The sequence below is a fragment of the Bacillus sp. NTK034 genome (assembly GCF_017303275.1).
Lineage (GTDB): Bacteria > Bacillota > Bacilli > Bacillales > Cytobacillaceae > Cytobacillus.
In genome coordinates, this window is record NZ_JAFKOJ010000003.1 from 182,235 (window position 1) to 208,772 (window position 26,538).

General features: G+C 43.8%; 27 protein-coding genes. All 27 read left to right on the top strand.

All coding sequences use genetic code 11. The features are described 5' to 3' along the window. The 27 genes from JI665_RS11630 (at window position 1) to JI665_RS11755 (ending at window position 26,494) form a co-directional block, all read left to right on the top strand. Window positions 1–387 (top strand): BMC domain-containing protein, encoded by a 387-nt coding sequence (locus tag JI665_RS11630; protein ID WP_206839529.1) that lies wholly within the window; start codon window positions 1–3, stop codon window positions 385–387. A gap of 36 nt (window positions 388–423) precedes the next feature. Then, complete coding sequence (mdh, locus tag JI665_RS11635) at window positions 424–1,374, top strand: malate dehydrogenase (RefSeq protein WP_206839530.1); 951 nt, start codon at window positions 424–426, stop codon at window positions 1,372–1,374. Between the two features lie 192 nt (window positions 1,375–1,566). Then, window positions 1,567–1,758 carry an IDEAL domain-containing protein gene (locus JI665_RS11640; protein WP_206839531.1) on the top strand — a complete coding sequence of 64 codons (192 nt, stop codon included), beginning with the start codon at window positions 1,567–1,569 and terminating at the stop codon, window positions 1,756–1,758. 785 nt (window positions 1,759–2,543) lie between these two features. Further along, entirely contained in the window at window positions 2,544–3,710 is a 1,167-nt protein-coding gene (locus tag JI665_RS11645) for a pyridoxal-phosphate-dependent aminotransferase family protein (protein WP_206839533.1), read from the top strand. Between the two features lie 29 nt (window positions 3,711–3,739). After that, entirely contained in the window at window positions 3,740–4,438 is a 699-nt protein-coding gene (locus JI665_RS11650) for a hypothetical protein (protein WP_206839535.1), read from the top strand. Between the two features lie 122 nt (window positions 4,439–4,560). Further along, the gene (locus tag JI665_RS11655) at window positions 4,561–6,459 is read left to right on the top strand and encodes a sigma 54-interacting transcriptional regulator (RefSeq protein WP_206839537.1); all 1,899 of its coding nucleotides are present in this window, start codon (window positions 4,561–4,563) and stop codon (window positions 6,457–6,459) included. A gap of 12 nt (window positions 6,460–6,471) precedes the next feature. Continuing rightward, on the top strand, window positions 6,472–7,908 hold the full coding sequence (locus JI665_RS11660) for an FAD-binding oxidoreductase (RefSeq protein WP_206839538.1): 1,437 nt from the start codon (window positions 6,472–6,474) through the stop codon (window positions 7,906–7,908). A 17-nt stretch (window positions 7,909–7,925) separates the two neighbouring features. Further along, window positions 7,926–9,260, top strand: coding sequence for a (Fe-S)-binding protein (locus tag JI665_RS11665; RefSeq protein WP_206839539.1), 1,335 nt, complete (start codon window positions 7,926–7,928; stop codon window positions 9,258–9,260). A 347-nt stretch (window positions 9,261–9,607) separates the two neighbouring features. Next, the gene (locus JI665_RS11670; RefSeq protein WP_206839540.1) at window positions 9,608–10,603 is read left to right on the top strand and encodes a tripartite tricarboxylate transporter substrate binding protein; all 996 of its coding nucleotides are present in this window, start codon (window positions 9,608–9,610) and stop codon (window positions 10,601–10,603) included. Window positions 10,604–10,911: 308 nt separating this feature from the next. Then, window positions 10,912–11,523, top strand: a complete 612-nt coding sequence (locus JI665_RS11675) for a GntR family transcriptional regulator (protein WP_312886188.1) — start codon at window positions 10,912–10,914, stop codon at window positions 11,521–11,523. 160 nt (window positions 11,524–11,683) lie between these two features. Further along, on the top strand, window positions 11,684–12,904 hold the full coding sequence (locus tag JI665_RS11680; RefSeq protein ID WP_206839541.1) for a CaiB/BaiF CoA transferase family protein: 1,221 nt from the start codon (window positions 11,684–11,686) through the stop codon (window positions 12,902–12,904). 19 nt (window positions 12,905–12,923) lie between these two features. Continuing rightward, window positions 12,924–13,745, top strand: coding sequence for an enoyl-CoA hydratase-related protein (locus JI665_RS11685; RefSeq protein ID WP_206839542.1), 822 nt, complete (start codon window positions 12,924–12,926; stop codon window positions 13,743–13,745). 87 nt (window positions 13,746–13,832) lie between these two features. After that, window positions 13,833–14,339, top strand: coding sequence for a tripartite tricarboxylate transporter TctB family protein (locus tag JI665_RS11690; protein WP_206839543.1), 507 nt, complete (start codon window positions 13,833–13,835; stop codon window positions 14,337–14,339). Window positions 14,340–14,369: 30 nt separating this feature from the next. Continuing rightward, on the top strand, window positions 14,370–15,881 hold the full coding sequence (locus tag JI665_RS11695; protein WP_206839545.1) for a tripartite tricarboxylate transporter permease: 1,512 nt from the start codon (window positions 14,370–14,372) through the stop codon (window positions 15,879–15,881). Window positions 15,882–15,899: 18 nt separating this feature from the next. Next, the gene (locus JI665_RS11700; protein ID WP_206839547.1) at window positions 15,900–16,442 is read left to right on the top strand and encodes a gamma carbonic anhydrase family protein; all 543 of its coding nucleotides are present in this window, start codon (window positions 15,900–15,902) and stop codon (window positions 16,440–16,442) included. A 121-nt stretch (window positions 16,443–16,563) separates the two neighbouring features. Beyond that, window positions 16,564–17,397, top strand: a complete 834-nt coding sequence (locus tag JI665_RS11705) for an ABC transporter ATP-binding protein (protein ID WP_206839549.1) — start codon at window positions 16,564–16,566, stop codon at window positions 17,395–17,397. Window positions 17,398–17,494: 97 nt separating this feature from the next. Then, entirely contained in the window at window positions 17,495–18,481 is a 987-nt protein-coding gene (locus tag JI665_RS11710) for a Gfo/Idh/MocA family protein (protein ID WP_206839551.1), read from the top strand. 260 nt (window positions 18,482–18,741) lie between these two features. Beyond that, complete coding sequence (locus JI665_RS11715) at window positions 18,742–19,806, top strand: M14 family zinc carboxypeptidase (RefSeq protein WP_206839552.1); 1,065 nt, start codon at window positions 18,742–18,744, stop codon at window positions 19,804–19,806. A 38-nt stretch (window positions 19,807–19,844) separates the two neighbouring features. Beyond that, window positions 19,845–19,967 carry a hypothetical protein gene (locus JI665_RS28945; protein ID WP_280516084.1) on the top strand — a complete coding sequence of 41 codons (123 nt, stop codon included), beginning with the start codon at window positions 19,845–19,847 and terminating at the stop codon, window positions 19,965–19,967. A 351-nt stretch (window positions 19,968–20,318) separates the two neighbouring features. Further along, window positions 20,319–20,477: a YezD family protein gene (locus tag JI665_RS11720; RefSeq protein ID WP_113881057.1), complete on the top strand. Its 159-nt coding sequence runs from the start codon at window positions 20,319–20,321 to the stop codon at window positions 20,475–20,477. 104 nt (window positions 20,478–20,581) lie between these two features. After that, window positions 20,582–21,298, top strand: coding sequence for a phosphoadenylyl-sulfate reductase (locus JI665_RS11725; RefSeq protein WP_206839554.1), 717 nt, complete (start codon window positions 20,582–20,584; stop codon window positions 21,296–21,298). A 15-nt stretch (window positions 21,299–21,313) separates the two neighbouring features. Beyond that, window positions 21,314–22,378, top strand: coding sequence for an inorganic phosphate transporter (locus tag JI665_RS11730; protein WP_206839555.1), 1,065 nt, complete (start codon window positions 21,314–21,316; stop codon window positions 22,376–22,378). 26 nt (window positions 22,379–22,404) lie between these two features. Further along, on the top strand, window positions 22,405–23,550 hold the full coding sequence (sat, locus tag JI665_RS11735) for a sulfate adenylyltransferase (RefSeq protein WP_206839556.1): 1,146 nt from the start codon (window positions 22,405–22,407) through the stop codon (window positions 23,548–23,550). 12 nt (window positions 23,551–23,562) lie between these two features. Beyond that, a complete protein-coding gene (cysC, locus tag JI665_RS11740) occupies window positions 23,563–24,162 on the top strand; it encodes an adenylyl-sulfate kinase (RefSeq protein ID WP_206839557.1) in 600 nt (199 codons plus the stop codon). 164 nt (window positions 24,163–24,326) lie between these two features. Beyond that, on the top strand, window positions 24,327–25,103 hold the full coding sequence (cobA, locus tag JI665_RS11745) for a uroporphyrinogen-III C-methyltransferase (RefSeq protein ID WP_206839558.1): 777 nt from the start codon (window positions 24,327–24,329) through the stop codon (window positions 25,101–25,103). After that, complete coding sequence (locus JI665_RS11750) at window positions 25,096–25,905, top strand: sirohydrochlorin chelatase (RefSeq protein WP_206839559.1); 810 nt, start codon at window positions 25,096–25,098, stop codon at window positions 25,903–25,905. The genes cobA and JI665_RS11750 overlap by 8 nt, the downstream gene beginning before the upstream one ends. Continuing rightward, window positions 25,886–26,494, top strand: coding sequence for an NAD(P)-dependent oxidoreductase (locus JI665_RS11755; protein ID WP_206839560.1), 609 nt, complete (start codon window positions 25,886–25,888; stop codon window positions 26,492–26,494). The genes JI665_RS11750 and JI665_RS11755 overlap by 20 nt, the downstream gene beginning before the upstream one ends. Window positions 26,495–26,538 lie beyond the last annotated feature (44 nt).

The following is a 26,538-nucleotide window of genomic DNA, read 5'->3' on the forward strand; positions in this document are numbered from 1 at the left end:
ATGGCAAGAGCACTTGGCATGATTGAAACAAGAGGGCTGATTGGCTCCATTGAAGCAGCGGATGCCATGCTGAAAGCTGCCGATGTTACTTTAGTGAAACAGGAAAAAGTGGACGCCGCCTTAGTCACGGTTTTGGTTCAGGGGGATGTAAGTGCTGTTCAGGCTGCTGTGGATGCAGGAAAAGAAGCAGCAGCCAGAGTGGGTGAACTCGTGTCAGCACATGTTATACCTCATCCTGATGAAGATATAAAGAAAGCTTTATTAGATGACAGGAAACCAAAGGAAATGAAACAAGAAGCAGCTCCTGAACCAATCTCCGTAAAAAAGGGAGCAAGCAAAAAGAAACAGATATCTGCCGAGGAACCAGATAGCGTTGAAGAAAAATAGAGTACTCCACTAGTATGATGAAATGGAGGAACGGCCATGACTTTTAAGAGAAGAAAGATTGCCGTTATCGGGTCAGGCTTTACGGGTGCGACGGCAGCACTGATGCTGGCCCAAAAAGAATTGGGAGACATAATCTTAGTTGACATTCCTTCACAGACAAACCCAACAAAAGGCAAAGCACTTGATATGCTTGAAGCCGGGCCGGTTCAGCGCTTCAATGCCAGCATAACCGGCACATCAAGCTATGAGGATATTCAAGATGCAGATTTAGTATTGATAACAGCTGGAATGCCAAGAAAGCCGGGAATGAGCCGGGACGATCTGGTCGCTGTGAATGAGAAGATTATGATAGAGGTTTCTCAAAATATTAAAACATACGCCCCGGAAAGCTATATCATTGTCTTAAGTAATCCTGTGGATGCCATGACATATGTCTGCTATAAAACCACTGGTTTTCCGAAGAATCGGGTAATCGGCCAATCGGGAGTATTGGATACCGCCCGATTCAATACGTTTGTGGCCCAAGAGCTGGGAGTTTCCATTGAAGATATTTCTGGTTTTGTCCTGGGCGGTCATGGAGATGACATGGTTCCGCTGGTGAGGTATTCATATGCTGGCGGTATTCCGCTTGAAAAAATTCTCCCTGCCGACCGGATTGAAGCGATTGTGGAAAGAACCAGAAAAGGCGGAGGAGAAATTGTAAATCTGCTTGGCCAGGGAAGTGCCTATTATGCTCCTGCAGCTTCAATGGTCGAGATGGCTGAAGCGATACTGAAAGATAAAAAACGAATCCTGCCTTCAATAGCCTACCTGGAAGGTGAGTATGGATACAGTAACATCTATCTGGGAGTGCCTGCAATCCTGGGCGGAAATGGAATAGAAAGTGTCATTGAAATTCCATTGACTGCCGATGAAAAAAAAGCCCTTGATCAATCAGTTAAGTCTGTACAAAATGTAATGAGCATACTAGAATCAGCCAAAGGATAAGAGGGCTGACTTGTGAGAGAATTAGTTCTTCTCATGAGTCAGCTTTTTTGTATTTTGTTTAAACTGTTCACTTACCGGGTACATTGTATGTAACAAGCTTAGCAGCTGCTGACAAAATTTCCAGTAAATAATGATTTGAATAATCTGAAAACTTCTGTTACAATAGAAAAAAGGTCAAGGGGTTGATTTTAAATGGAAAAACGTCTACTTAACTCGCCGCAACAGTCTGAGGAAAACGTGTCATTGTTAGCAGAACAAGTCCTAAATCAAGCTCTTAAGGAATACCGAAAAGAAAAGCTTCGTGAAAAAATTGATGTAGCACTGACTAGCCGAAACAAAGAAGAATTCATCCGCTTAACAGATGAATTAAAAAAGATTTCCTAGAACGACCAAATTAATAATGTAAAAAAGGCAGCCTGTTCGAAAGAATGGGGCTGCCTTTTGTTGTTTCATAATTTTCGAAGTAACTAATTATTGAGAAAGTGATTGAAAAGCTGCAGTATATTTGCTCACAAAATCAAGAGACTTGCCTTTTCCTAGGAATGAATTTACACAAAATAGTGGGCTTGACTCGAAAATGGTAGTTAATCGCACAGAATAACGCCGAAATGGAGAGCAGTAAAGCGAAACTGGCAGTTAATCGCATGGAATAACGCCGAAATGGAGCGCAGTAAAGCGAAAATGGTAGTTAATCACACAGAATAACGCCGAAATGGAGAGCAGTAAAGCGAAAATGGTAGTTAATCGCATGGATTATCGCCGAAAAAAATAGCAGTAAAGAAAAATGGTAGTTAATCGCGCAGCATAACGCCGAAATTGAGGGAGCTTGTATAGAGAAAATGGTTATAATCACTTAAATCAACACCCTAACTAGAAGACAGATAAAAATCAGTCGTCATAACCGCTGCCAAAAATACGGAATCAGGATATCCCCAAAAAATCATCTTCATTACGGTAACACCCTCCCAAAAGAAGAACCCATTTCATCACATGAAAATTTTCTCACACCACCACTGTTCCACCATCTGTTCCACATCGTTCCAAAACGAAACGCTGAAACACTCCTCTAACAAACAAACCTTTGTACAAAAGACATTTAACCTTGGCACGGAAATTGCAACATAACTCATTAGCAAAATATAAATCAGAATCGATAAGGGGAGGAAGCTATGTTTGAAGAAAAATTGGATTTAAGATTGCCGGGGCCCGTTCAGGTTCCGAAAGAAATACAGCGTGCCATGTTAAGAAGTTTCGATCATCCCATGATGGATTACCGGAATCCAGCCTTCCAGGATGTCCTTCAGGAAACCACTGAAAAGTCCAAAATGATATTCCAGACTGAAAACCTGGTGATCCCGCTTACTTCAAGCGGAGCTTCCGCTCTTGAAACAGCTATTATTAACACGGTTGGTCCCAATAATACAATTATCCTTTGCGTAGTCGGCTATTTTGGTGAGTACCTTCAGGGAATTACAGACCATATCGGCTGCAAAACAGTCCGGGTCGATGCAGATTGGGGGGATATTGTTGATCCTGAAGAGGTGAGAAAAGCATTAAAGGAAAATCCTGAGGCAAAAGCTGTTTTCGCGACACATTGTGAAACATCTACTTCTGCAATCAACAATATTAAAGAAATAGCGGCCGTTGTAAAAGAAACAGATGCCATATTCCTTGTAGACGCCGTAAGCTCAATAGTCGGTACGCCTTTATTTATGGACGCGTGGGGCATTGATATTGTGGCAACTGGTGGTCAGAAAGCGTTAATGCTGCCGCCAGGCCTTGCATTAATTACATTGAGTGAAAAAGCCTGGAACACTGTGAATAAGCATCAGTGCCCATCCTTTTATTTTGACCTCAAACTTTATAAAAAAGGATTGGAATCTGGGACTGGAACGCCTTATACGCCGAATATATCACTTGTGTGCGGGCTGCTTGAGGCCTGCAATATGATAGAAAAAAGCGGAGGAATAGAAGCTGAGTACAAAAGGCATGCTGCCCTGCGGGATATGACAAGGGCAGGGGTGCGGGCATTAGGTCTTGAATTGCTTGTGGATGATTCGGCTGCCAGTCCAACCTTGACAGCCGTAAAATTAAATAATGCCGATGAATTCAGAAAGATGATGCGGGAAGAATTCCATATCGCATTGGGCGGCGGTCTTGGAAAGGTGAAAAATCAGATTTTGCGTCTGGGCCATATGGGATATACAGATGCAGCAGATATGCTGAAGATGTTTGCTGCAATGGAGCTTGCTTTAAAGAAGAGCGGACACGAAGTGGAGTTAGGTGCAGGAGTTTCCGCGGCACAGCGGCATTGGCTCGAAAATCCATACTGCTAAATTGCAGGTCCTAAGGAGACGTGAGCCCGGTGAATATATTTGAAAAACGACTCGCCGAACTGGCAAATCTGCCTTCAGTTATTCCAGGGGATCAGATCAATGTGACACCAGATTGCCTATTCGTCAGCGGCCAAAATTCACTTAATGTTATCAAAGCATTTACCAGACTGGGCTGCAAAAACGCCAAAAATCCAGCCCGGATTCTTTTTTCTCCTAGAGATGCAGAAGTTGAGGACATTCTCAGATTCTGTACTGGAAAAGGAATAAGAGTAATAGATTGTGACTTGTCCCAATATTTCCGGACAGAAAATATTCCGATGAATGGAATGGTCATTGCAGGTATAGATGAGGGTATTAAGTGTCTGGGCGGACGGGGGGCCATTCCCATCGTCATCTCGCCGGACTCAATGGCGGCTTGCCTGGCAACTGGATCATTTAGTATGTTCATACCTGAAACCGCTTATATTGAAGTCAACGGAGCTTTAAGCGGAAATGTAAACGGTAAAATGCTCTGCAGCCATCTGCTCGACATTTTTGATGACAGTTTAATAGGAAATGCAGTAATTCTAGGCGGAACGGTTTTTGATGAGCTGAATGATGAAGATCTCAAGGATCTGTCCCGTTTTTTTCAGCTTTCCGGCACAGCAGCGGGGATATGTTCACCAGGGGGCCCGTTTGGCCAGGTTGAAAGCGTGATTAAAATAAAGTCAGAAACGATTCTGATTTAATTTATTTAATAAATAGACTGATTATTGTGAAAACTTACCGAAATTTTCCTTGGCATCTGATAAGATTAACTTAATATAATAATAAAACTTGTCCAAGAGAAAAAGGAAAATGAGGTGAAGTGATGTCCGAAATTGCCATTCTAACCCCAATTGACGCGCTGATACAGGTATCAAAGGAAGCTGCGGAAAAAACAGGAGAAGATGTCGCTATACGAAAAGTGACCTTCCGAAATGCTATTGCAGCTGCTAAAGAATTTGAAAAAGCCGGAGCAGAAGTAATCATCAGCAGAGGAACCATGGGATTAAAGCTCATTGAGTCCGACCTTAGCATACCCGTCGTACAGATTCCCATAACCGGATATGACCTGCTCCGAACCATCAAAGAAGCACAAAAACTCGGACAGAAGGTTGGGATAGCTGACACCCGGGATGTTTTGCAAGGAATCGAAACAATTGAATCTGTTCTGGGCCTTTCGATTGAGAAACATACCGTAATAGTACCTGAGGAAGCTGAAGCAGCCGTTGAAGCTCTCAGCAAAAAAGAGATTGATGTCCTGATTGGAAAAAGTATTTTTACGAACAGAGTTAAAAATGATTCGATACAAACTGTGATATTAACGTCTGGAGTGGAATCGGTCATCCAGGCCATTCATGAAGCAAGGAGCCTCATTGATGTGAGGCGGACAGAACTGAAGCGAACGAAGGAGCTCCAGGCAATTCTGGATTTTATTGCTGATGGTGTAATTGCTGTGGACGAAAAAGGGATTATTACAGTATGCAATCCTTCCGTTTACAGCATCTTAAACCTGCCCTATGATTCGGTTATCGGTAAGTCGATTGATGATATTCTCGTTAATTCACAAATGAAAAAAGTTCTTTCGACTGGTAAGGAAGAGCTGAACCGCATCCAGGATGCCAATGGGGTAAAAGTGGTTGCAAATCGAATACCCATCAGGCACGAGCAAAAGGTGTTTGGGGCTGTCTGTACGTTTCAGGAGGTTCATAGACTTCAGCAGCAGGAGCAGGAAATCCGCAAAAAGCTCCTTCACCGCGGCCATGTTACGAAATACAGTTTAAATAATATTGTCGGGGAAAGTGAGATGTATCAAAAAGCGATCCAAAAGGTGAAGAAATATTCACAGGTGGATTCTACTATTCTCCTGACGGGGGAAACGGGTGTGGGAAAAGAAGTGTTCGCGCATTTGATCCATAGCTTCAGCAAGCGGTCGGAAGGGCCATTCGTTGCTGTGAATTGTGCGGCTATTCCTGAAAACCTGCTGGAAAGCGAGTTGTTCGGCTACGTCGAAGGAGCCTTTACGGGAGCGAAAAAGGGAGGGAAAACAGGCTTATTTGAATTGGCTCATCAGGGAACCATCTTCCTTGATGAAATTGGCGAACTCGCTGAATCCCTCCAGGCCCAGCTCCTTAGAGTCTTGCAGGAAGGCGAAGTGATGCGGCTTGGGGATGAAAGAGTGATCCCCATTAATATTCGGGTCATCGCTGCTTCAAACCGTGATTTTGAGAAGATGGTCGAAGATGGGAGCTTCAGGGCTGATTTGTATTATCGCCTCAATATTCTTGACATCCCAATTCCGTCCTTGCGTGAGAGGATACCTGATATTCCAGTGTTATGCAATTTTTTTATAAAAGAATTGGAACCGGGCATTCGGAGAAATATTGAAGGTTTCACTGCTGAAGCTATGAAAATTATGCAAAGCTATCATTGGCCGGGTAATATACGCCAGCTCAGGAACATTGTTGAAAGAGCAATGATCCTTTCCCCTGAAAATATGATTGATTCTGAAACTGTTTTGGCAGCAGGCGGGAAAGATTTTACCAAGTTGCATGAGCTTAAACAATACTGTAATAATGAAGAATTTGATGAAGAAACGAAGCTTCAAAACTATGAGAAAGAGTATATTCTGAACGTGCTGAAGCAGGTAAACGGCAATAAAACAGAAGCAGCAAAGATTCTGGGGATCGGCAGAACGACCCTCTGGAGAAAAATAAATAGTTTGTAAGGAGGAGAAATAATGAACGAAACCATGACACCGCCTCCACTGGATGAAAATGTCATTTCCCGATTAAGAGATATCTTCGGAGACGACCGGCTATTAACCAATTGCACTGATATGATGACCTACTCCTATGATGCATCCTTTGAAACACAGCTCCGTCCGAAACTGCCTCAAGTGGCTGTTATTGCACTGTCAACTGAAGAGGTCAGTGATTGTGTCAGGCTGGCCAACGAATTTAATATCCCTTTATACCCTCGAGGGGCAGCCACGGGACAAACAGGCGGAGCCGTGCCGGTTAAAGGCGGCATTATGCTGGATTTATCAAAAATGAACCGAATACTGGAAATTGATCACAGGAATATGCAGGTGATAATTGAGCCGGGAGTCATCCAAAATGATTTAAATGAGGCTTTACAGCCCTATGGATTAAGGTTCCCTCCTGACCCGGGCAGCGCCAATATGTGCACAGTGGGAGGCATGGTTTCCAACAATTCAAGCGGACTGAGAGCAGTCAAATATGGTGTTACCCGTCATTATGTCCTGGGAATGGAAGTCGTACTGCCCACTGGTGACATCATTGTGACTGGCGGCGCTAAATCGAAGGCTCTTAAATCGGTCTCCGGGTACGACCTTGCCCACTTAATGATCGGTTCGGAAGGCACACTTGGAATCGTGACCCGCCTTCGCCTGAAATTATTGCCGCTCCCCGTCACAAGAGGAATTGTCCTCTGCTCATTTGAAAGATTGGAAGATGCAGGAGAGGCGGTTAACGCTGTTTTTTCTTCAGGCCTGCAGCCCTCTGCCATTGAAATCATGGACTTCAATTGTACGAAGGCTGTCAACATGATGAAGCCTGAGCTGAATCTTCCCCTGGATAATGAAGCTATACTTGTTTTTGAAGTGGATGGTGCCAAGGAGGAGGTAACCTCTCAGGTAAACCGGCTCAGGAAGGTGGTTGAAAAATTTACGAATTATATAAAGTTCAGCGATGAGCCGGAAGAGTGTGAAAAGCTCTGGCAGGCAAGAAAGCTTGTTGGTGCTGCTGTTGGACTATTGAAGCCGGGCGGTTTCCGGGTGTATGGCGGCGAGGATATTTGTGTGCCAATTTCGAGACTCCCTGAAACGCTTCGGGAGATTCATAATATTGCAGAACAATATGGAATTATCTGCGGAATTTACGGCCATGTTGGCGATGGAAATATGCATACCGGACCGGTAGTGAACATGAACAATGAAATTGAAATGGAAAATGTGCAGAAAATGATCGACGATATTCACGAACTGGCAATCAAAATGGAAGGAACGACGACCGCTGAACATGGGGTGGGAATTGTCCGTGCCAAATATATGGATGTTGAGCATGGTGCTGCCATGGAAGTAATGCGGGCAATTAAAAAGACGCTTGATCCAAATAATATTCTGAATCCAGGCAAGATGGCACTGCCTAACTAGATGGAGGTGAATGGAAATTGAAATTGCTGACGGCGGAAGAATCCATGCAAACCTGTGTGCGCTGCGGTGCCTGCCGCAATGTTTGCCCTACATTGAATATCACCGGCAGGGAAGCAGATGGTCCCAGGGGAAGAGTATTGATGGCAAGAAGTCTGATTGAGGGCAATATTCCCGTAAATCAGGAAATCAAAGATCAGCTTGATCGATGTCTGTTATGCTCAGCCTGTGTGGATGCTTGCCCAATCGATGTTCAGGTCCCTGATATCGTCATGCTCGCAAAGGAGCGAATAGCAGCAGCGGCTGAAACTCCTGTTCAAACGGATATAAAAAAACCTGCATATCCCGCACGGACTTTTAAAGATTACTTCTTTGATCATGTTCTTGCCAACCAAAAAAGGCTTAATACTGTTGGCAATCTTCTGTGGTTTTATCAAAAAAGCGGACTTCAGTCTGTAACTAGAGGACTGGGCATCTTGAAATTCTTCCCTGAGCAGATGAGGCAGATGGAAAGGATTACGCCTTCCATTTTGCCGCCTTCAGGAAGGAAGCACCATCCCGAGTTTACTCCTAGGGCTAATGAAGAAATGCCGGCAAGTGGCCGGGTAGCCTTTTTCCACGGCTGCATTATGGATGTCATGTTCAGAGAAACGAATGATAATTCTATTAAACTGCTGTCAAAGACTGGTTTTGATGTGGTTACACCTAAAGCACAGATGTGCTGCGGAGCACTGCACCATCATAGCGGAAAAAAAGACAAGGCCATTGCATTGGCAAAAGCGAATATACAGGCTTTTGAACAAGCTAATATTGATTATATTATTACAAATGCCGGAGGCTGCGGAGCGGCACTTGCGGAATATGCGGACTTATTCCGGGGAGATCCCGATTGGCTGGAGAGGGCAAAAGCATTCTCAGCCAAAATAAGGGATATCAGTGAGATCATATATGAAAAAGGCGAAATGCCTGAAACTGCCGGAAGAGGCGAAAGAGTAACCTATCAGCCTTCCTGCCATCTGCAATATGTGATGAAAGTGAAGGATGCACCAGCTAAATTGGTGAAGGAAATTCCAAACTCAGAGTATGTGGATCTTCCTGAAAAGAAATATTGCTGCGGGTCAGCCGGAATTTATAATTTATTGCAGCCAAAACTTGCGAACGAAATATTGGATAAGAAAATGTCCCGAGTCAAAGAAACAGAATCTGCTGTTCTGATTACAGCCAATCCTGGGTGTTTCCTCCAAATGAAACTGGGTGTTCACCGCGAAGGAATGGAAGGTCAGATTGAAACGAAGCATGTTGCCGACTATCTGATGGAATCAATTGAAAGGGCTGAATCTGCAAAAGAACAATAAAGGTTTCAATTTGAAACAAATGAGCGGACAATTTGTTTCAAATGAGAACAAACATGACTAATAAGGGTATCTGAAGGAACTCAGAAATGGAATACATTAAAAGTGTGAATGTCCCATTTAATTTGAAACCGCTTACTATTTTGGTTGCCTTCAAAAAAAATAATCAAGTTTTTTGCTTTTCGGCACAAAAATTGCAATGTACTTTAATGACACATTTCATACATAGGGAGGTGACTATCCTGACTCGGGAATAGATCCATATCAGAAAATTATTGTTTTTTATAGGGATTAATTACGCGTTAAATTTACAGAAATTTAAAACTTTTCTTAATATGGGGGAAAATAACATGAAATTAAAGAGGATTTCGTTTTTGTCTCTTGCCATTGCATTGGTATTCTTTTTGCAGGCATGTAATTCTTCACCTCAGGGTGCCAGCTCGGAGGAAAAGAAAAGCAGCGGCAATTATCCCGAGCGGCAGATTGAAATTATTGTTGGCTTTGGTGCGGGCGGCGGAAGTGACAATTTTGCAAGGGCCATTGCAAAAGAACTTAAAGATATTCTCGGTGTAAACATAAATGTTGTGAATATGCCTGGTGCCGCGGGAATCAATTCCGCTGACCATGTGGCCAGGCAGCCTGCTGACGGCTATACCATCTGGTCTGCAACATCCAATCATCCCGTAAATATTGCAGCAGGTGTGGAAAAAAATGATTTGAGCAAATTAACTTCTGTCGGAAGGGTCCAAAATGATACCATGACCCTTCAAGTAAAAAGCGATGGCAAGTTCAAAGACATTGATGATCTTATCGCACAGGCTAAGGAAAAACCCGGCGAGATCACGATTGGCGGAACAGGTTCAGCGGGCTTTGATGAACTGGTAGTCAAACAGTTTGAAAAAGCCACTGGAACAAAGTTTAATTATATCTCATTTGAAGGTTCCGGAGAGATGACAGCAGCCCTGCTCGGGGGACATATCGATGTCATTGCAGAGGAGCCTGGCCCATCAATTGCCCAGCTGGAAAGCGGAGATATTAAAATGCTGATTGCCTTTACTGAAGAGAAAATGGAAGGCTTCGAGGACGTCCCGATTTCAGCTGAAATGGGGATTGATGTAACAGACGGCCAGGGCAGAGGCTTCATGGTCCACGCAGATACACCGCCGGAAATTATTTCAGCGCTTGAAAAAGCCCTTGAGGAAGCGAAAGATCGTCCTGACTATAAAGAGTATGAAGAAGCCAATTACCTGCACCTTAGGGATGGCTGGCTAAACTCAGAAGATTATAATGCAGAATTTGAGAAGCTTATAGACACCTACGGCTCTCTATTAAACGACATGAAATAATCTCAAAGCAAAAAGGCAGGATATCTGCCTTTTGCCTCTCTGCCAGTTAAATGATGGATTTTCATAGATTTGCTCGATAGGCTGCTGAGGATTTTGTCGAAGGCAAACTAGTTTTATATAATCATGAGAACTTTTGTTCAGGTTATTGACTGCCTTTCCAAATGGCAGATATGATCGCCCTAGAAGCTGTATCCAGAATACAGCACACAGTATACAACACCAGGAAATTCATTTCTTCTGAAAGATAAAGAAGGAGGATAGTCAAAAATGGTGCAAGCCCTGAATTTACGCAGCCGCTTTATCAGCAAATCTATGACATTATAAAAAGTTCCATTTTGTCTGGTGAATTAATACCAGGTGAGAAGATCAATGTTTCTCACCTGGCGGAAAAATACAATATTAGCCGGACCCCTTTACGAGAGGCTCTCCGCCAGCTGCAAATAGAAGGACTGCTGGTTCAGGATCAGCTGGGGCTGACTATTGTGAGACTGAATGAAGCCGATTTTAAGGATCTATACGAAACTCGCATCATGCTTGAGCCTCAAATAATGGGACTTGTTATGAAAACGATTACAGATGAGAAGTTAGATGTTATCGAAAAAATCATTGAAAGAGCAGAAGATGCCTTTACGGCAGGCAACCATCTTCATTTACTTGAATTGAATGCAAAGTTTCATGATCGGCTCTTGGAAGCAAGCCCAAACAAGCGGGCAGTACACTTGCTGCAGCAAGTACGTTCATTTCTTTTGCTTTACCGGGCCAATATCCTAAAAAACAACGAGCATAATAGAGAAATTCTTAAGGAACATCGCCAAATCCTTCATGCTCTTAAAGCCCGGGACAACATAGCTGTTTATCAATCTGCAGAAAACCATCTGCGCAATGATCTGGAGCGCGGGACAAATATGATCCGTCAATAAAAAAGGGGAGCATCTCCACTCGCCAAAATAGAAATGCCCTCCCGTCTTAAAAAATCGATTTTATTATAACATGCACAAATTAGGAATGTATAGAAATGAACAGCTGCCGGTCAATTCGGGCCTCACTTCCGAGACATTATTTTCAAATGGGGTGTTCTGAATGGGACCATTACAAGGAATGAAAGTCCTTGATGCATCGCAAATTATGGCTGGCCCGTACTGTACAATGGTCCTTGCTGATCTCGGTGCGGAAGTTATGAAAGTGGAGAAAGTGAACGGCGGAGACGATTCCCGCCAAATGGGGCCATATGTAAATGGGGAATCCACTTGCTTTTTTCAAATTAACCGAAATAAAAAAAGCATAGCATTGAATCTTAAAGCCAAAGAAGGAAAAGAAATATTCTATAAGTTGGCTAAGGAAGCAGATGTTGTGGTCGAAAATTACCGTCCTGGTGTAACAAAATCACTTGGCATAGATTATGAAAGCCTAAAGAACATTAATCCTGGTTTAGTGTATTGTTCCATTTCAGGGTATGGGCAGACCGGCCCATATTCCCATAAAGGCGGGTTTGATCTGGTAGCCCAGGGGATGACAGGCCTTATGAGCATGACCGGTGAAAAAGGAATGCGGCCGATGAAATCGGGCATCGCTGTTTATGATATTGGGGCAGGCATAACTGCAGCCTATTCGATATTGGCCGCCTATATCCATAAGATGAAGACAGGGGAAGGACAGCATGTGGATATAGCTCTGGCGGAAATCGGGCTTCCATGGTTTACGTGGGAGGCAGGAGCATATTTTGCAGAAGGAACGATACCGGAGGCAACCGGCTGGCGGCATCGTGTGTCTGCTCCTTACCAGGCAGTTAAGACCAAATCAGGTTATATGATGCTTGGGTGTGCCAATCAAAGGACTTGGGAAAGGTTTTGCGTGGACGTTGCCGGAAAGCCTGAATGGCTGACAGATCCGCGCTATAAAACCAATTTATTGAGAAACAAACATGTGAGTGAATTGGAAGAAGATATAGAGGAAGTTTTAATGCATCAAGATACAAGGCATTGGATTGATCTCTGTGAAATAGCAGGAGTGCCTGCGGGACCAATCAACAACTTTGCTGAGGCGGTTCAGGATCCGCATTATGAAGCCAGAGGCATGATTCAGGAAGTAGTGCATCCATTAATCGGGAAAATGAAGATGATTGGCATCCCCTCAAAATTTTCAGAAACACCTGGTGAGGTGAAAACTCCTTCTCCGCTCTTCGGACAGGATACGATTGAAGTGTTGAATGGTCTGGGCTATGACGAAGAGTCCATAAGAAATTTAACAAAAGCCGGGGCTGTGAAGACCCTGGATGAAAAGCCCATCCTGAATAAAAAATAGCAGAAAGGTCGTTTGTGATATGTCTAAGAATCTGAAAGCATTCAGCGGGGATAAGACGTACAGTGAACCGGTTTACCTTCAGGTTGAAGGAGAAATTGCCTTTATATGCTTCAACCGGCCGGATAAAAGGAATGCCCTCAGTTATGAAATCTGGTTAAGGATTCCGCAGCTGATTGTGGAATGCGAAAATGATGCCAATGTCAAAGTAATCATTTTTAAAGGGACTGGATCTGCTGCTTTTTCAGCAGGCGCAGATATCAGTGAATTTAAGACGTTAAGGTATACCGCAGAAGGCGCTGAGAAGTATAACAAGGCTACTATGATTGCAGAAAAATCAATCATGGATGCATCTAAGCCGACGATTGCCATGATACAGGGTTTTTGTGTTGGGGGCGGATGTGAAATTGCGGTTGCCTGTGACTTTAGATTCTCTGATGAACAGGGCAAGTTCGGCATTACTCCAGCAAAACTTGGCCTAGTATACAATACACCGGGAACCAAAAATGTTGTAGATCTTGTCGGCCCGGCGAAAGCCAAAGATATTCTTTACACGGGAAGGCTTCTGGATGCCGGGGAAGCGTATCGGATTGGCCTTATCGACCGGATCTATCCTGCAGAAGCCATTAAAGAGGAAACGGTCAGATATGCAGAGTTAATTTGCAGAAATGCTCAGCTGTCAGTCAGGGGTTCAAAAAAAATCATTCATGAAGTGCTTGCCGGATCTGCTGAAGATTCACCTGAAACAGCCGAGCTTGTCATTGATTCGTTTCTTTCTGAGGATTATCGGGAAGGGGTGCGCTCATTTTTAGAAAAACGGAAGCCTGACTTTAAATATTCTTAAGCGGATAAGAAATGAAGTGTGATTAACATCTCTGGGGGGCTCACTGCCTCCTCTAATTAACTTAGTGAATTTTGGGGGGGATAAGAAATGCAGCTGGAACGAAATCTTTCGATAATCATGATCGTCTTTTCGTCTTTCTTTCTGGTCATGTCACTCCAGGTGGAAAATAGGACAGGGAATTTCATTTCAGCAGGAACATGGCCGGCGGCTTTAATGATCCTGATGCTAATTCTATCGGTTATCCTGCTGATGAGGGCTCTAAAGGTGAAGAATGTTCAAAATATAAAGGGAAATGACAGTGATTCAGAAGATACAGAAAACGAAGAACAGCTTGTTCATCCGAAAAAGTTTTTCCTCCTGTTTGCCGTTCTTGCAATCTATACCTTTATTCTTGGTTATGTTGGTTTTATTGCCGCGACGATTCTGGGAATTTTTGTGATGGCGCTTTTGTTTGGAATGAAAAGCTATATTCGTGCTTTGCTGACAGGCATTCTGGCAACTGCCGGATCCATCGTGCTGTTTCCCATTTTATTGAATTTGCCTTTCCCACGGGGAACCGGGATTTTTTATTCACTTAGCTTGCTGTTTTATTAATAGCTAATTCTAAAGAAAGAGGTGAACGGAATGATAGAAGGACTTATAGGCGGTTTTGGCAATCTTTTTCAGCCTTTTCATTTTTTCATTCTTATGGTCGGCGTCCTGCTTGGGTTTATAGGCGGAGGAATCCCTGGTATAAGCGGAACCATGCTGGTCATTATTCTTCTTCCTGTCAGTTATGCAATGGATCCGGCTGCAGCCTTTTTGCTGCTGACCTCCATTTATGCCACATCTGTTTTTTCAGGGTCCATAAGCGCGATTCTGTTTAGAACCCCAGGCACTCCGGAAGCGGTAGCAACCGTTTTCGACGGTTATCCCATGGCAAAAAAGGGTGAAGGGGGAAAAGCCCTTGGCATTTCCATCTTCAGTTCCGCAACAGGGGGTGTGTTTGGAACTCTGGTTTTAATCTTTCTGACGCCTCTGCTCGCCTCTTTTGCTCTAAGATTTTCGTCCCCGGAGTATTTTGCATTGGCACTAATGGGTCTGACGGTAGTAGCTTCCTTAAGTGCAGGCAATCTGGTTAAAGGATTTATTGGTGTCTCTTTCGGTTTGTTTATTGCGACTATTGGCATTGATACAATGACAGGTGTGCCAAGATTTACATTTGGATCAGGCCAGTTAATGTCGGGTATTGACTTCATCCCTGTTCTGATTGGATTATTCGCCATTTCAGAAGTGCTGAGAAGAGTCCAGCAAGTCCACAAGGTGAATACCAAACAAAAAGTGAGCTCTGAACTTCCAAACTGGAATGTTATGAAACGTATTTCCGGCGTCATTGGACGTTCGTCCTTATTAGGTGTGTTTATTGGAATCCTTCCCGGCATAGGTGCAACAACTGCAGCCATGCTCAGCTACAGTGAAGCTGCCAGGTGGTCAAAAAGATCAAAAGAATTTGGAACTGGAATTCCGGAAGGGGTAGCTGCTCCAGAGTCTGCTAACAATGCGGCAGCAATGGGGGCCATGGTTCCTTTGCTTTCCCTGGGAATTCCGGGCAGCGCGACAACCGCTATTTTGCTCGGTGCCTTTATTCTGCATGGAATCCAGCCGGGTCCCTTAATGTTTTCAACTCAGGGTTCGCTCATTTATACCATCCTGATGGGGCTTCTTGTTGCCAACTTGCTGATTTTAGTCATTGCCAAGCCGTTTATTTCGGTATTCTCTAAAATTTTGCAAGTGCCATACACGATCATTGGACCACTCATCGTTCTCTTTTGTATTGTTGGCACATTCGCAGTAAGGAATTCGATTTTTGATGTGGCTATGATGCTGGTATTTGGAATTATCGGCTACTATCTGGAAAACGCCAAATTTCCGCTGGCGCCCATCGTGCTTGGCGTTGTGCTTGGTCCCATTGCTGAAGACCAGTTCAGAAGGGCCATGCAGATGTCCAACAATGATATTTCCATCTTCTTCACAAGGCCGATTGCCTTAACCTTCATTGTCCTATCGATCATCAGTATATTGTATCCATTCATTAATAAGTGGATGAAGAAGCGTAAAAACAATACAAGCGGTACAGATCAAACTGTTGCTTCTTAAGAAGGAGGTGTTCCGGAAATGATCTTTGATTTTGAAGGACTGAAGCCAGACGTTCATGAAACTGTCTATTTGGCGCCTAACACCTATATCATCGGAAATGTAAAGCTGGAGGCTGATGTATCCATTTGGTTCAATTCTGTGCTGCGCGGGGACAATGATTCCATTAGTATTGGAAGTGGAACCAATGTACAGGAGGGTACGATGATTCATGTGGATGAAGGTTACCCTGTCAGCATTGGGAGGAATGTCACTATCGGCCATAATTGTGTGATTCATGGATGCACCATTGAAGATGGTGCCCTGATCGGCATGGGAGCGATTATCCTTAACGGTGCCATCATTAAGAAAGGTGCCGTCATAGCTGCTGGAGCAGTTGTCGGTGAAAATAAAGTGATTGAGGAAAACATCCTTGCAGCCGGCGTTCCCGCAAGAGCGTTAAAGCCGGTTAAGGAGGAGCTGCAGGAGCGTATCCTTGCAGGGGCGGAATTTTATCAAAAAAACGCTGTGAAGTTTCGCCGGGCTGGTATTGCTTCCGGGGTGATTGATGCAAAAACGAAGTAATTTTTAAAAGCATGAGCTGAGACAAAGGATTTCCTTCAGGTGTTATGGAAGTCTTTACTGTCTTCAGCTCTATTTAGTTTAAGGTTATGGTCAGTTGGAAAAGGATAGAAGGAGGATAAAAATGAGTCAAGACAATTGCAGCAGTGTTATTTCTCTTGATGAAATAAGCTGGAAAAGAAACGGAAAGCAGATACTGAACAGCGTTTCATGGAATGTCAGAAAAGGAGAACATTGGGCCCTATTAGGCTTGAATGGATCAGGGAAAACAACAATTCTGCAGATGATTACCGGCTATCTTTGGCCTAATGGCGGGCAAGTTTCAGTATTAGGAAATCTTTATGGCAAGACGAATATACCAGAGCTTAGAAAATCCATCGGGTGGGTAAGCACGTCACTGGACGAAAAATTTCAATTCCGTCCATCAGAAACTGCCCTTGAAATTGTTTTGAGCGGAAGATTTGCCTCGATAGGTCTGTATCAGGAGATAACACAGCGGGACCTGGATAAAGCAAAGGACTTAATGCATCAGTTCAATATTAGCCATGTACAGGATCAAACTCTCACATCGCTCTCACAGGGTGAAAAGCGAAAAGCGATGATTGCAAGAGCCTTAATGGCTTCACCAAAGCTGCTTATTCTCGATGAACCATGCAATGGGCTTGATATCTATTCGCAGGAAGAATTGCTTCGGTCGATTGAAAAAATGGCTGCTCAGCTTGATGGTCCCACGATCATTTATGTTACCCATCATATTGAGGAAATTGTACCTTCCATAACCCATGCCATGCTGCTGAAGGGAGGAAACGTCATTTCACAAGGCAAAAAAAGAGAAACATTGACGGATTCGCTTCTCGAAGAAACATTCCGTGTACCAATAACAGTAGAGTGGGAAAATGGGCGTCCGTGGGTACGGGTAAAAGCCGCATCTCAGTTTACCGGAGCTGGATACCGATGAAAACTAGTTGCCTCTCAAAATGGCAAACGGTTGATTTTTAGCAAATTGTCCTTCATTATATGAAGATATCTTATACATGAAAAATGGAGGAATGGAATTGGTTCGTTTCGGTATAGTAGGCACTAATTGGATTACAGAAAGATTTTTAAAAGCGGCACTTCAGGCTGAAGATTTTCAGCTGACAGCTGTTTATTCACGAACAGAAGAAAAAGCAAAAGAATTTGCAGGCAAATATGGTGTGGAGAGGACTTTTACTGATTTAAAGTCGATGGCCTCAAGCGGGGAAATCGACGCAGTCTATATTGCCAGTCCGAATTCTCTGCATGCCGAGCAGTCCATCCTATTTATGAAAAATAATATTCATGTTTTATGTGAAAAGCCGATTGCTTCAAATACAAAGGAACTTGCATCTATGATAGCTGCGGCCAGGGAAAACAATGTTCTTTTAATGGAAGCCCTTAAGTCTTCCTTTATGCCTAATTTTTTGGCTGTAAAAGAAAACCTTCATAAAATCGGACAGGTGCGCAGATATTTTGCAAGCTATTGCCAATATTCTTCCCGTTACGATGCATACAGGCAGGGAACCGTGCTGAATGCATTTAATCCTGATTTTTCAAATGGTTCACTAATGGATATAGGGATTTACTGTGTTTATCCCCTTGTGGCTTTATTCGGTAAACCTGAGGAAATAAAAGCAGCAGGCTATATGCTGGAATCCGGAGTCGATGGGGAAGGAAGCATGGTCCTAAAATACCCTGGCATGGATGCGGTCATCATGTACAGTAAAATAACCGATTCCAGTCTGCCTGCAGAAATTCAAGGGGAAGAGGGAAATATCATTATAGATAGAATAAGTGCACCTGAAAAAGTTGAATTGCATTATCGGAACGGGGAGAGGGAGGACCTCACTCAGGACCAATTAAGTGATTCCATGTATTACGAAGCCAAAGAATTCATCCGTTTGGTTCAGGCTGGAAAGACTGAATCTGATATCAACTCCCACGCTAACTCGATGATAACAATGGAGATCATTGAAGAAGCCCGAAGGCAAATTGGTGTAGTCTATCCGGCAGATCGGAAATAAAACGAAGGATCGGACATTTTATGTTCGGTCCTTTTTGGTTCTTTTTACACCCGAAAAAGGGAATTTATGTAACAAGGTTTTTCATCTGGTAATTTTGGATTAATTTTACACAATAAATTGTTAGTAAACTCCTTTCTTTATACTTATTTCGGTTTGCGAAATTTGTCAAAAGAATAGGCATCATACTCTATTATCACTCTTCAATTAGTTCACTAGAATTAATAGTGAAAGATAACTATTAATTTGGGGGTAAGAATTTTATGACGTTGAAGAAAAAAGTTCTTTCTGTATCACTATCAGGTTTAATGGCTTTTGGTGCAGTTACAGCAGTGGGGATGCCTGCTGGTGCCGTTGGAAATGGGCCGGGCACAGGAAATGGATCCATTCAGACTTCCATTCTGCATACATATGATAGTTTAACAGAATATTTGAAGACACAGGATGCCAAGCAGGAGGCCATGCAGCTTGAAGTAATCGGCCAGACAGTAAAGGGCCGTGATATTTACATGGCAAAATACATATCCAATCCTGAAAATCCGACGATTCTTTTCCTGACTCAGCAGCACGGGAATGAGCAGCTGACAACTGAAGGAGCGTTGGAGTTTATTAAGCACCTGGGCACCGGCAAGACAAGCGGGGTCCTTAAAGATGTCAATATTCTTGTGATACCTATGCTGAACGCGGATGGAGCAATGGGAGATGTGAACTTCTCACTTGACGATTATCTTGCTGATGGCGATCGCCATTTAACCCGCTATAATGCCAATCGTGTGGATTTGAATCGGGAACATGATAAAAATACAAGCGAAATGGAGCCGGAGGCACGTGCTCTCCATGAAAACGTGTTCCAACAATACAAAATCGATTACATGATTGATCTTCATCATCAGGGTACCTTAAGTGAAACAGAAGGAAAGCTCGTATCGGGATCCATTCTTTATCCAACGAACGGCAATGTAAAGCCAGAGGTTCTTGAAAAGTCCAAAAAGCTTGGTTCAGTTGTGTTTAATGCACTTCACCATACAGGCTGGGGCCATATTGGAAAATATGTCGGCGGAACAGGTGAAAACATTGGCCGAAACGGCGCTGCTGTCCGTTACGACATTTCTACCCTTCTTTTTGAAATGCGCGGAATGTCTGACCACAACTATGAGCCTTATGCCCTTGGACAAAAGAGCAACGGTTATCTCATCAAGCAGACAATCACGACACTCGATGCGACAGTAAAAGCGATAGCAGATGGTTCAATCAATACTGCTGACACAAGCTTCTGGGATACTTTGCCTGAACAGACAACAAGACAAAACGAAGAAGCTGATGAGTAAAAGTGATGCATCCTCGGCGATTGCCGGGGGTGTTTTTTATGCTGAAAAGCCTACGTGTCAAAGAGATGGATGTCATATCTCTGGACAATCCAGCAACAAGCAGCTTCAATCTAAGGTATCTTTATCAAATCTTAAAAATGCTGCTTCAATCCCCAGGATAGACACCACATCTTCAGCAAAAGGAAAAAGAAGCTGCATCAATCCCCGGATAAAACCACAGCACTAACAAAAACCAAAAGATCCAGCAAAATCGCCAATTACAAAATGAATATTCTCAAAGACCAATAGAGTAATTCAACGTGAATAGTTATATAAAAGACCTGGTACTTTACCAAAAAAACGAGTAAGGTAACAGTTTTCAGTGAAGAAAAGCCCATTTATCAGATTTTTATAATTTTATTTAAATAAGTTGTTGACAATTCCTATGGGTATGGTAGGATTAATCTCAACATCACAAAAAATAAACTAAAAAACTTATACGTTCAAAGACTAAAAAAAGGAGGCGAGCCTCACTGAAACAGGCTGACTGGGAAGAGTTATCTGCACACTTAAAGCAGATGCTCGGGAGCATTAAATTCGGATCGATCACATTGGTCGTCCAGGATGGCAAAGTCATACAACTTGAGAAGAACGAAAAGGTTCGTCTTCAACCAAATAAGCGCGCTGACTAGACAAACTAGAGGCGGTTTTTCCTCCTGAAGGATTTTTTCAGGCGGAAAGACTGCCTTTTTTGGTTGAGAAAAAATTTTCAAGAAAGTGAAAGGAGTACTGCAAGATGAGCACTGCAGTGACATATGAAAATTGGAATCAGATCTCTAATGGATTCCCAATTGATGATAAATTAAAAGGCGCCCGCAAAGTATTGGAATGGGCATACGAAAATTATTCCGAAGACAAGATTGTCTATGCATCAAGTTTCGGGGCAGAAGCCATTGTGCTGATAGACTTAATCCAGGAAATAAAACCTGATGCCCATATTGTCTTTTTGGACACCGGGCTTCACTTTCTTGAAACCTATGAATTGATAGATAAAATCGAGGCACGGTTTCCAAATTTGCGGATCGAGCGGAAAGAACCTAAGCAGACACTGGACCAGCAAGCAGCAGAATACGGTTCGGCCCTTTGGAAAAGGGAACCCAATTCATGCTGTGAGATCCGCAAGGTGATCCCATTAAGAGAGGCTCTGACACCCAGACAGGCATGGATATCAGGGCTGCGGCGGGACCAATCCCCGACAAGAGCAAATACTCAATTCCTTAATAAGGACGAAAAATTCAAGAATATCAAAATCTGCCCGCTGATTCACTGGACATGGGATGAAGTTTGGGCCTATATCAGGGAAAAAGACCTGCCGTACAACAACCTGCATGACAAGGGATACCCAAGCATCGGCTGTTTTCCCTGTACACAGGCAGTCGATGAAAATGGCGATTCCCGTGCCGGACGATGGTCCGGGACGGGAAAAACGGAATGTGGCCTGCACACCAGCTAGAGGGAGGATGATACCATGCTAACGATTATAGCGGTCACACTCGGTTTATTTTTCGCCATGAATATCGGGGCAAGCGGAGCAGCAGCATCCATGGGGATCGCGTATGGTTCAGGCGTCCTAAAAAACCGCATGTTAGCTCTTGTTCTTTGCGGATTGGCCGTTTTCTTCGGAGCATGGCTGGGCGGAGGAGAAGTGGTAAAGACAATGGGAAGCGGTATTGTCCCTAAAGAGACCTTCACAGTTGCCATCGCGCTGATTGTGATTGCATCAGCCGCATTATCGCTGTTTCTGGCAAATGTTTTCGGCATCCCGCTGTCCACCAGTGAGGTGACTGTCGGTTCTGTTGTTGGTGCCGGAATCGTCTACCAATCCGTATTTGCCGGAAAGCTTGCCTGGATCGTCATGTTCTGGCTGCTTACTCCATTTGCCGCTTTTTTAATTGCCATAGCGGCAGCCGCTTTTTTAAAGAGAAACTTTATACAGAACCTGATTAAAAAGCCTAAGGCAACTCCGATTTTAGCCATACTCGTCATTTTTATGGGCGTGTTTGAAGCATTCTCGGCAGGCATGAACAATGTTGCCAATGCAGTCGGCCCGCTTGTTGGTGCAGGTATTATGAGCACAGGAAGCGGGATCTTCTGGGGCGGCCTGTTTGTCGCTTTAGGAGCCATTTTACTGGGGAAAAAAGTACTCGAAACGAATGGCAAAAAGATTACAAAAATCCGTCTTGAAGAAGGGTGTGTCATTTCAGGAACAGGAGCAGGAATTGTTACGATTGCCTCCGTTTTTGGAATCCCTGTCCCTTTAACGCAAATCACTACTTCCTCCATCATCGGAATCGGATTTGTAAAGCAGGGACGATCAGTCTTCAAGAAGGACATCGTTGTTCAGCTATTAGTCGTTTGGGTGGTTTCACCAGTATTATCGATGGTCCTATCCTATACGCTTATCCAGCTGCTCATTGAACAAAATGTATATCCGGTGATTGCCATGGCCGGTGTGCTAATCTCCGTATTTGGAGTGAAATTCTTAATGAACCAGGCACCGGCTGCTGCAAGGCCGATAACTGGAAAAAAGTAAATCTGAAAAAGAAAGGTTGATGAAAAATGGCTCTGCCGAAACCTCATGGAGGAAAATTAATTCAAAGCTATAATCCAAATTATGACCTGACAGGAATTGAAAAAGAAATTTTAATAGATGCCATCGCCCTGAGTGATCTGGAACTAATAGGTGTTGGCTTATTCAGTCCTCTTACAGGTTTCCTTGGAAAAGCAGACTATGAATCTGTTGTTGAAAAAATGAGATTAGCAGACGGAACCATTTGGTCCATTCCGGTCACACTGCCGGTATCAGCGGAAAAAGCTAAAGAGCTTGCAGCCGGTGAAAAGTTTAAGCTGGTTAACGAAGGTGAAGTGTATGGAGTCATCACTGTATCAGAATGGTATGAGCCTGACTTAAGCAAGGAAGCAAGTGAAGTCTATAAGACGGAAGAGCTGGCACACCCAGGAGTGAAAAGGCTTTTTGAACGCGGTCCGGTTTATGTTGCCGGCGAGGTTACGCTGATTAAAAAACCTGGTAAAGGCGTAGCAGAGGATGTATGGTTTGAGCCTAAAGAAACAAGGGCACTGTTTGAAGAAAAAGGCTGGAAAACAGTAGTTGGCTTCCAGACAAGGAATCCTGTACACCGGGCACATGAATACATCCAAAAAGCAGCTTTGGAAACGGTGGATGGACTGTTTTTGAACCCGCTAGTGGGTGAAACAAAATCAGATGATATCCCTGCTGATGTCCGTCTTAAGAGCTACCGGGTTCTTCTGGAAAATTACTATCCAAAAGAGCGCACCCAGCTGGCTGTCTATCCCGCAGCCATGAGATATGCGGGGCCGCGTGAAGCAATCTTCCATGCTATTGCAAGGAAAAACTTCGGCTGCACACACTTCATCGTCGGAAGAGACCATGCCGGTGTCGGCAATTATTATGGCACATACGATGCGCAGCATATTTTCAGCCATTTTACAGAAGAAGAGCTTGGCATTAAACCGCTGTTCTTTGAGCATAGCTTCTACTGCAATAAGTGCGAGGGCATGGCATCTGATAAAACCTGCCCTCACAGCAAAGAAGACCGCGTCATTCTTTCCGGCACAAAGGTAAGGGAAATGCTTCGGAACGGGGAGCTGCCGCCTTCCACCTTCAGCCGAAAAGAGGTAGTCGAAGTATTAATTGAAGGCATGAGAGAAAAAGAAACGGTATAAGGGGCGGTTATAATGACTAAGGCAACAAACATCACCTGGCATGACGCTGCGATTACGAAGGAAGACAGACGGGCACAGAACGGCCACGGAAGTGTGGTCCTTTGGTTCACCGGCCTTTCAGGCTCAGGCAAATCAACGATTGCTAATGCAGTATCCCACGAACTGTTTCGCCAGGGCATCAATGAATATGTACTGGACGGCGACAATGTCAGACACGGCTTAAATAAAGATCTTGGCTTTTCAGAAGCCGACAGAAATGAAAATATCAGGCGCATTGGGGAAGTAGCGAAGCTGTTTGTGGACAGCGGCAAGATTGTCACAACTGCCTTTATCTCTCCATTCCGGTCGGACAGGGAAACGGTTAGGGCGCTGTTTGAAGAAGGAGAATTTATTGAAGTCTTCATCGACTGTCCGCTCGAAGAATGTGAACGGCGTGATCCAAAGCAATTATATGCCAAAGCCCGGCGCGGGGAAATTAAGGATTTTACAGGAATCGATTCCCCCTATGAAGCTCCTGAACAGCCTGAAATTACGGTCCGATCCGACCAGTACACAGTAGAAGAAGCAGTCGGGCAGATATTATCACATTTGCGTGAAAAGAATATCCTATAAAAAACCGGGAGTCTCTTTCTAATTAGGAGACTCCTTTTCTGAAAAAATAATTCCTACTATTTCACCCTGAAAAATGGTATTATAGAAAACAATTAGATTATTAGCTTAGGAAAAGCGTTAAAATGCATATATTAAAAGACATTACAGAAAGGGCGGTCATGAGAATGACGGGAAAAGTTTTTTTAGTGGGTGCCGGTCCGGGAGATCCTGAACTTATGACTCTAAAGGGAATGCGCTGCCTGGAGGAGGCGGATGTCGTTCTATATGATCGTCTCGTGAATCGGGAACTGTTAAATTATGCAAAAAAGGAAGCACAGCTTGTGTATTGCGGCAAGCTTCCCAATCACCACGTCATGAAGCAGGAAACCATCAATCATCTTCTTGTGAAATATGCAAAAAAAGGTTTGATGGTTTGCCGTCTAAAAGGCGGGGATCCATTTGTATTCGGCAGGGGCGGGGAAGAGGCAGAAGAGTGTGCCAATAATGATGTGCCATTTGAAATTGTGCCTGGAGTCACTGCAGGAATCGCGGCATCTGCTTATGCGGGGATTCCTGTAACACACCGTACCTTAAGCAAAAGTTTCGCTTTTGTCACTGGACATCAGGCCGGAAACGAAGAAGCCGAACACCAGTGGGCCCACCTGGCGCATGCAGTAGACACGATTTGTGTGTATATGGGTGTTTCCCACTTGCCTAATATTGTGAAAAATCTCATTCATAACGGAAAATCCGCTCAAACACCAATCGCACTCGTACACTGGGGAACTCTATCTGAACAGCGGACAGTTACGGGCACGCTTGCTAATATTGAGAACAAAGTGAAAGAATCAAATATCACCAATCCAAGCATGATTGTCATTGGGGAAGTTGTAAAAATGCATCACAAAATTAACTGGTTCGAAGAGGAAATTGCGCCTCATCTGCCTGTGGTGCATGGATAGTTTACGATTAAGCAGAATAAGAAAGTCCATCAAGGAAAGGAGCCGCCAAATGAAAGCTGTCCTATATATCGGCCATGGCACACGTTCTAAAAAAGGCGCTGCTGAAGCAAATCTTTTTATCGGGAGTGTCATGAAAAAGGTAGACGCTCCTATACAAAAGCTTTGTTTCCTTGAATTAACAGAGCCGGACATTGAGGCTGGATTTGAATACTGCGTCCAAGAAGGAGCAGCAGAAATTATGATTATGCCTCTATTTTTGCTGGCAGCGGGTCACATTAAGCAGGATATCCCTGAAGAGCTTGCCCCTTTAATAAAAAAATACCCGGCCATAACTGTAAGGATGGCAGATCCATTTGGCGTCCGGGACAGCATTCTTGACGCAATCGCAGAGCTTGCGGCAGATGACGGACAGCCAATCCGTTCTGATGATTCGATTTTAATTGTGGGAAGAGGAAGCAGTGACCCTTCTATTCTTAAATCCTTTGACTCAATCAAAAGGGGAATCAGCCGCCGGCTTGGTGTAAGGAATGTGCAAGTCTGCTATTTGGCAGCTGCTTCGCCGACCTTCAAGGATGGACTTGATTCCATTTGCAATGAGGACAGCGGGAGGGTCATCGTCATACCCTATCTATTATTCTCGGGGCTTTTATTAAGTGAGGTAGTAAGAGAGGTCAATAAGAAAGTCAAAGCAGGATTCTCTGTGAACCTTACTGATACACTAGGAAGACATGTGGCCATCCAGAATCTAGTCGCAGAAAAAGCGAATGGAGAGGTGTATGTGAATGCAGCCGTTATTCATTAATTTGACCAACAAGAAGATCGTTATTGCAGGGGGCGGCAGAATTGCCTCTCGAAAAGCGAAAACCCTTGATGGAGAACGGGCCCATATCACTTTTGTTGCTCCTGATTTTACAGACGATATCATTCGTCTTGCCCATCAAAGAGGGTATGAGCTCATTCAGCGGGAAGCGAAGCCTGAGGATTTTAAAGATGCTTTTTTATCGATTCTGGCCACAAATATCCGTGAAACCAACCAGCAGCTGGCGAGGTCACTGGATTCATGTCAGCTTGTCTGTGTTGTCGATGAAGCAGGAGACGGAAATGTCATCTTTCCGGCAGCTGTCAGGCGCGGAGCGCTTCAAATCGCTGTCACCTCGAATGGCGCAAGCCCCAAGCTGACCCGGATGATAAAAAAGCAGCTGGATGAACAATTTGATGAAAGCTGGACGGGATATTCAGAATTTCTGGCAAAATGCCGTGAACATATTAAAAAACTTTCTATCCACTCAGCTGAGAAAAATGAGCTTCTCGCCGAATTGCTGGATGACCGCTATCGCCTGTCTGAGGAAGAGCGGGAAAGTAAATGGGCATTTCTGTCCTCATTAAAATAATCAACTTCTCAACCGTGTCCTCACACACGGTTTTTTTTTGTTTA

Excerpts from the sequence above, each read along its gene's own strand:
- JI665_RS11755 (WP_206839560.1), top strand. The coding sequence starts at position 25,886 with ATGCAGCCGTTATTCATTAATTTGACCAACAAGAAGATCGTTATTGCA.
- JI665_RS11660 (WP_206839538.1), top strand. The coding sequence starts at position 6,472 with ATGAACGAAACCATGACACCGCCTCCACTGGATGAAAATGTCATTTCC.
- JI665_RS11645 (WP_206839533.1), top strand. The coding sequence starts at position 2,544 with ATGTTTGAAGAAAAATTGGATTTAAGATTGCCGGGGCCCGTTCAGGTT.
- JI665_RS11695 (WP_206839545.1), top strand. The coding sequence starts at position 14,370 with ATGATAGAAGGACTTATAGGCGGTTTTGGCAATCTTTTTCAGCCTTTT.
- JI665_RS11680 (WP_206839541.1), top strand. The coding sequence starts at position 11,684 with ATGGGACCATTACAAGGAATGAAAGTCCTTGATGCATCGCAAATTATG.
- cobA (WP_206839558.1), top strand. The coding sequence starts at position 24,327 with ATGACGGGAAAAGTTTTTTTAGTGGGTGCCGGTCCGGGAGATCCTGAA.
- JI665_RS11670 (WP_206839540.1), top strand. The coding sequence starts at position 9,608 with ATGAAATTAAAGAGGATTTCGTTTTTGTCTCTTGCCATTGCATTGGTA.
- cysC (WP_206839557.1), top strand. The coding sequence starts at position 23,563 with ATGACTAAGGCAACAAACATCACCTGGCATGACGCTGCGATTACGAAG.
- JI665_RS11655 (WP_206839537.1), top strand. The coding sequence starts at position 4,561 with ATGTCCGAAATTGCCATTCTAACCCCAATTGACGCGCTGATACAGGTA.
- JI665_RS28945 (WP_280516084.1), top strand. The coding sequence starts at position 19,845 with ATGCTGAAAAGCCTACGTGTCAAAGAGATGGATGTCATATCTCTGGAC.
- JI665_RS11700 (WP_206839547.1), top strand. The coding sequence starts at position 15,900 with ATGATCTTTGATTTTGAAGGACTGAAGCCAGACGTTCATGAAACTGTC.
- JI665_RS11750 (WP_206839559.1), top strand. The coding sequence starts at position 25,096 with ATGGATAGTTTACGATTAAGCAGAATAAGAAAGTCCATCAAGGAAAGG.
- JI665_RS11730 (WP_206839555.1), top strand. The coding sequence starts at position 21,314 with ATGCTAACGATTATAGCGGTCACACTCGGTTTATTTTTCGCCATGAAT.
- JI665_RS11630 (WP_206839529.1), top strand. The coding sequence starts at position 1 with ATGGCAAGAGCACTTGGCATGATTGAAACAAGAGGGCTGATTGGCTCC.
- JI665_RS11690 (WP_206839543.1), top strand. The coding sequence starts at position 13,833 with ATGCAGCTGGAACGAAATCTTTCGATAATCATGATCGTCTTTTCGTCT.
- JI665_RS11640 (WP_206839531.1), top strand. The coding sequence starts at position 1,567 with ATGGAAAAACGTCTACTTAACTCGCCGCAACAGTCTGAGGAAAACGTG.
- mdh (WP_206839530.1), top strand. The coding sequence starts at position 424 with ATGACTTTTAAGAGAAGAAAGATTGCCGTTATCGGGTCAGGCTTTACG.
- JI665_RS11725 (WP_206839554.1), top strand. The coding sequence starts at position 20,582 with ATGAGCACTGCAGTGACATATGAAAATTGGAATCAGATCTCTAATGGA.
- JI665_RS11705 (WP_206839549.1), top strand. The coding sequence starts at position 16,564 with ATGAGTCAAGACAATTGCAGCAGTGTTATTTCTCTTGATGAAATAAGC.
- JI665_RS11685 (WP_206839542.1), top strand. The coding sequence starts at position 12,924 with ATGTCTAAGAATCTGAAAGCATTCAGCGGGGATAAGACGTACAGTGAA.
- JI665_RS11715 (WP_206839552.1), top strand. The coding sequence starts at position 18,742 with ATGACGTTGAAGAAAAAAGTTCTTTCTGTATCACTATCAGGTTTAATG.
- sat (WP_206839556.1), top strand. The coding sequence starts at position 22,405 with ATGGCTCTGCCGAAACCTCATGGAGGAAAATTAATTCAAAGCTATAAT.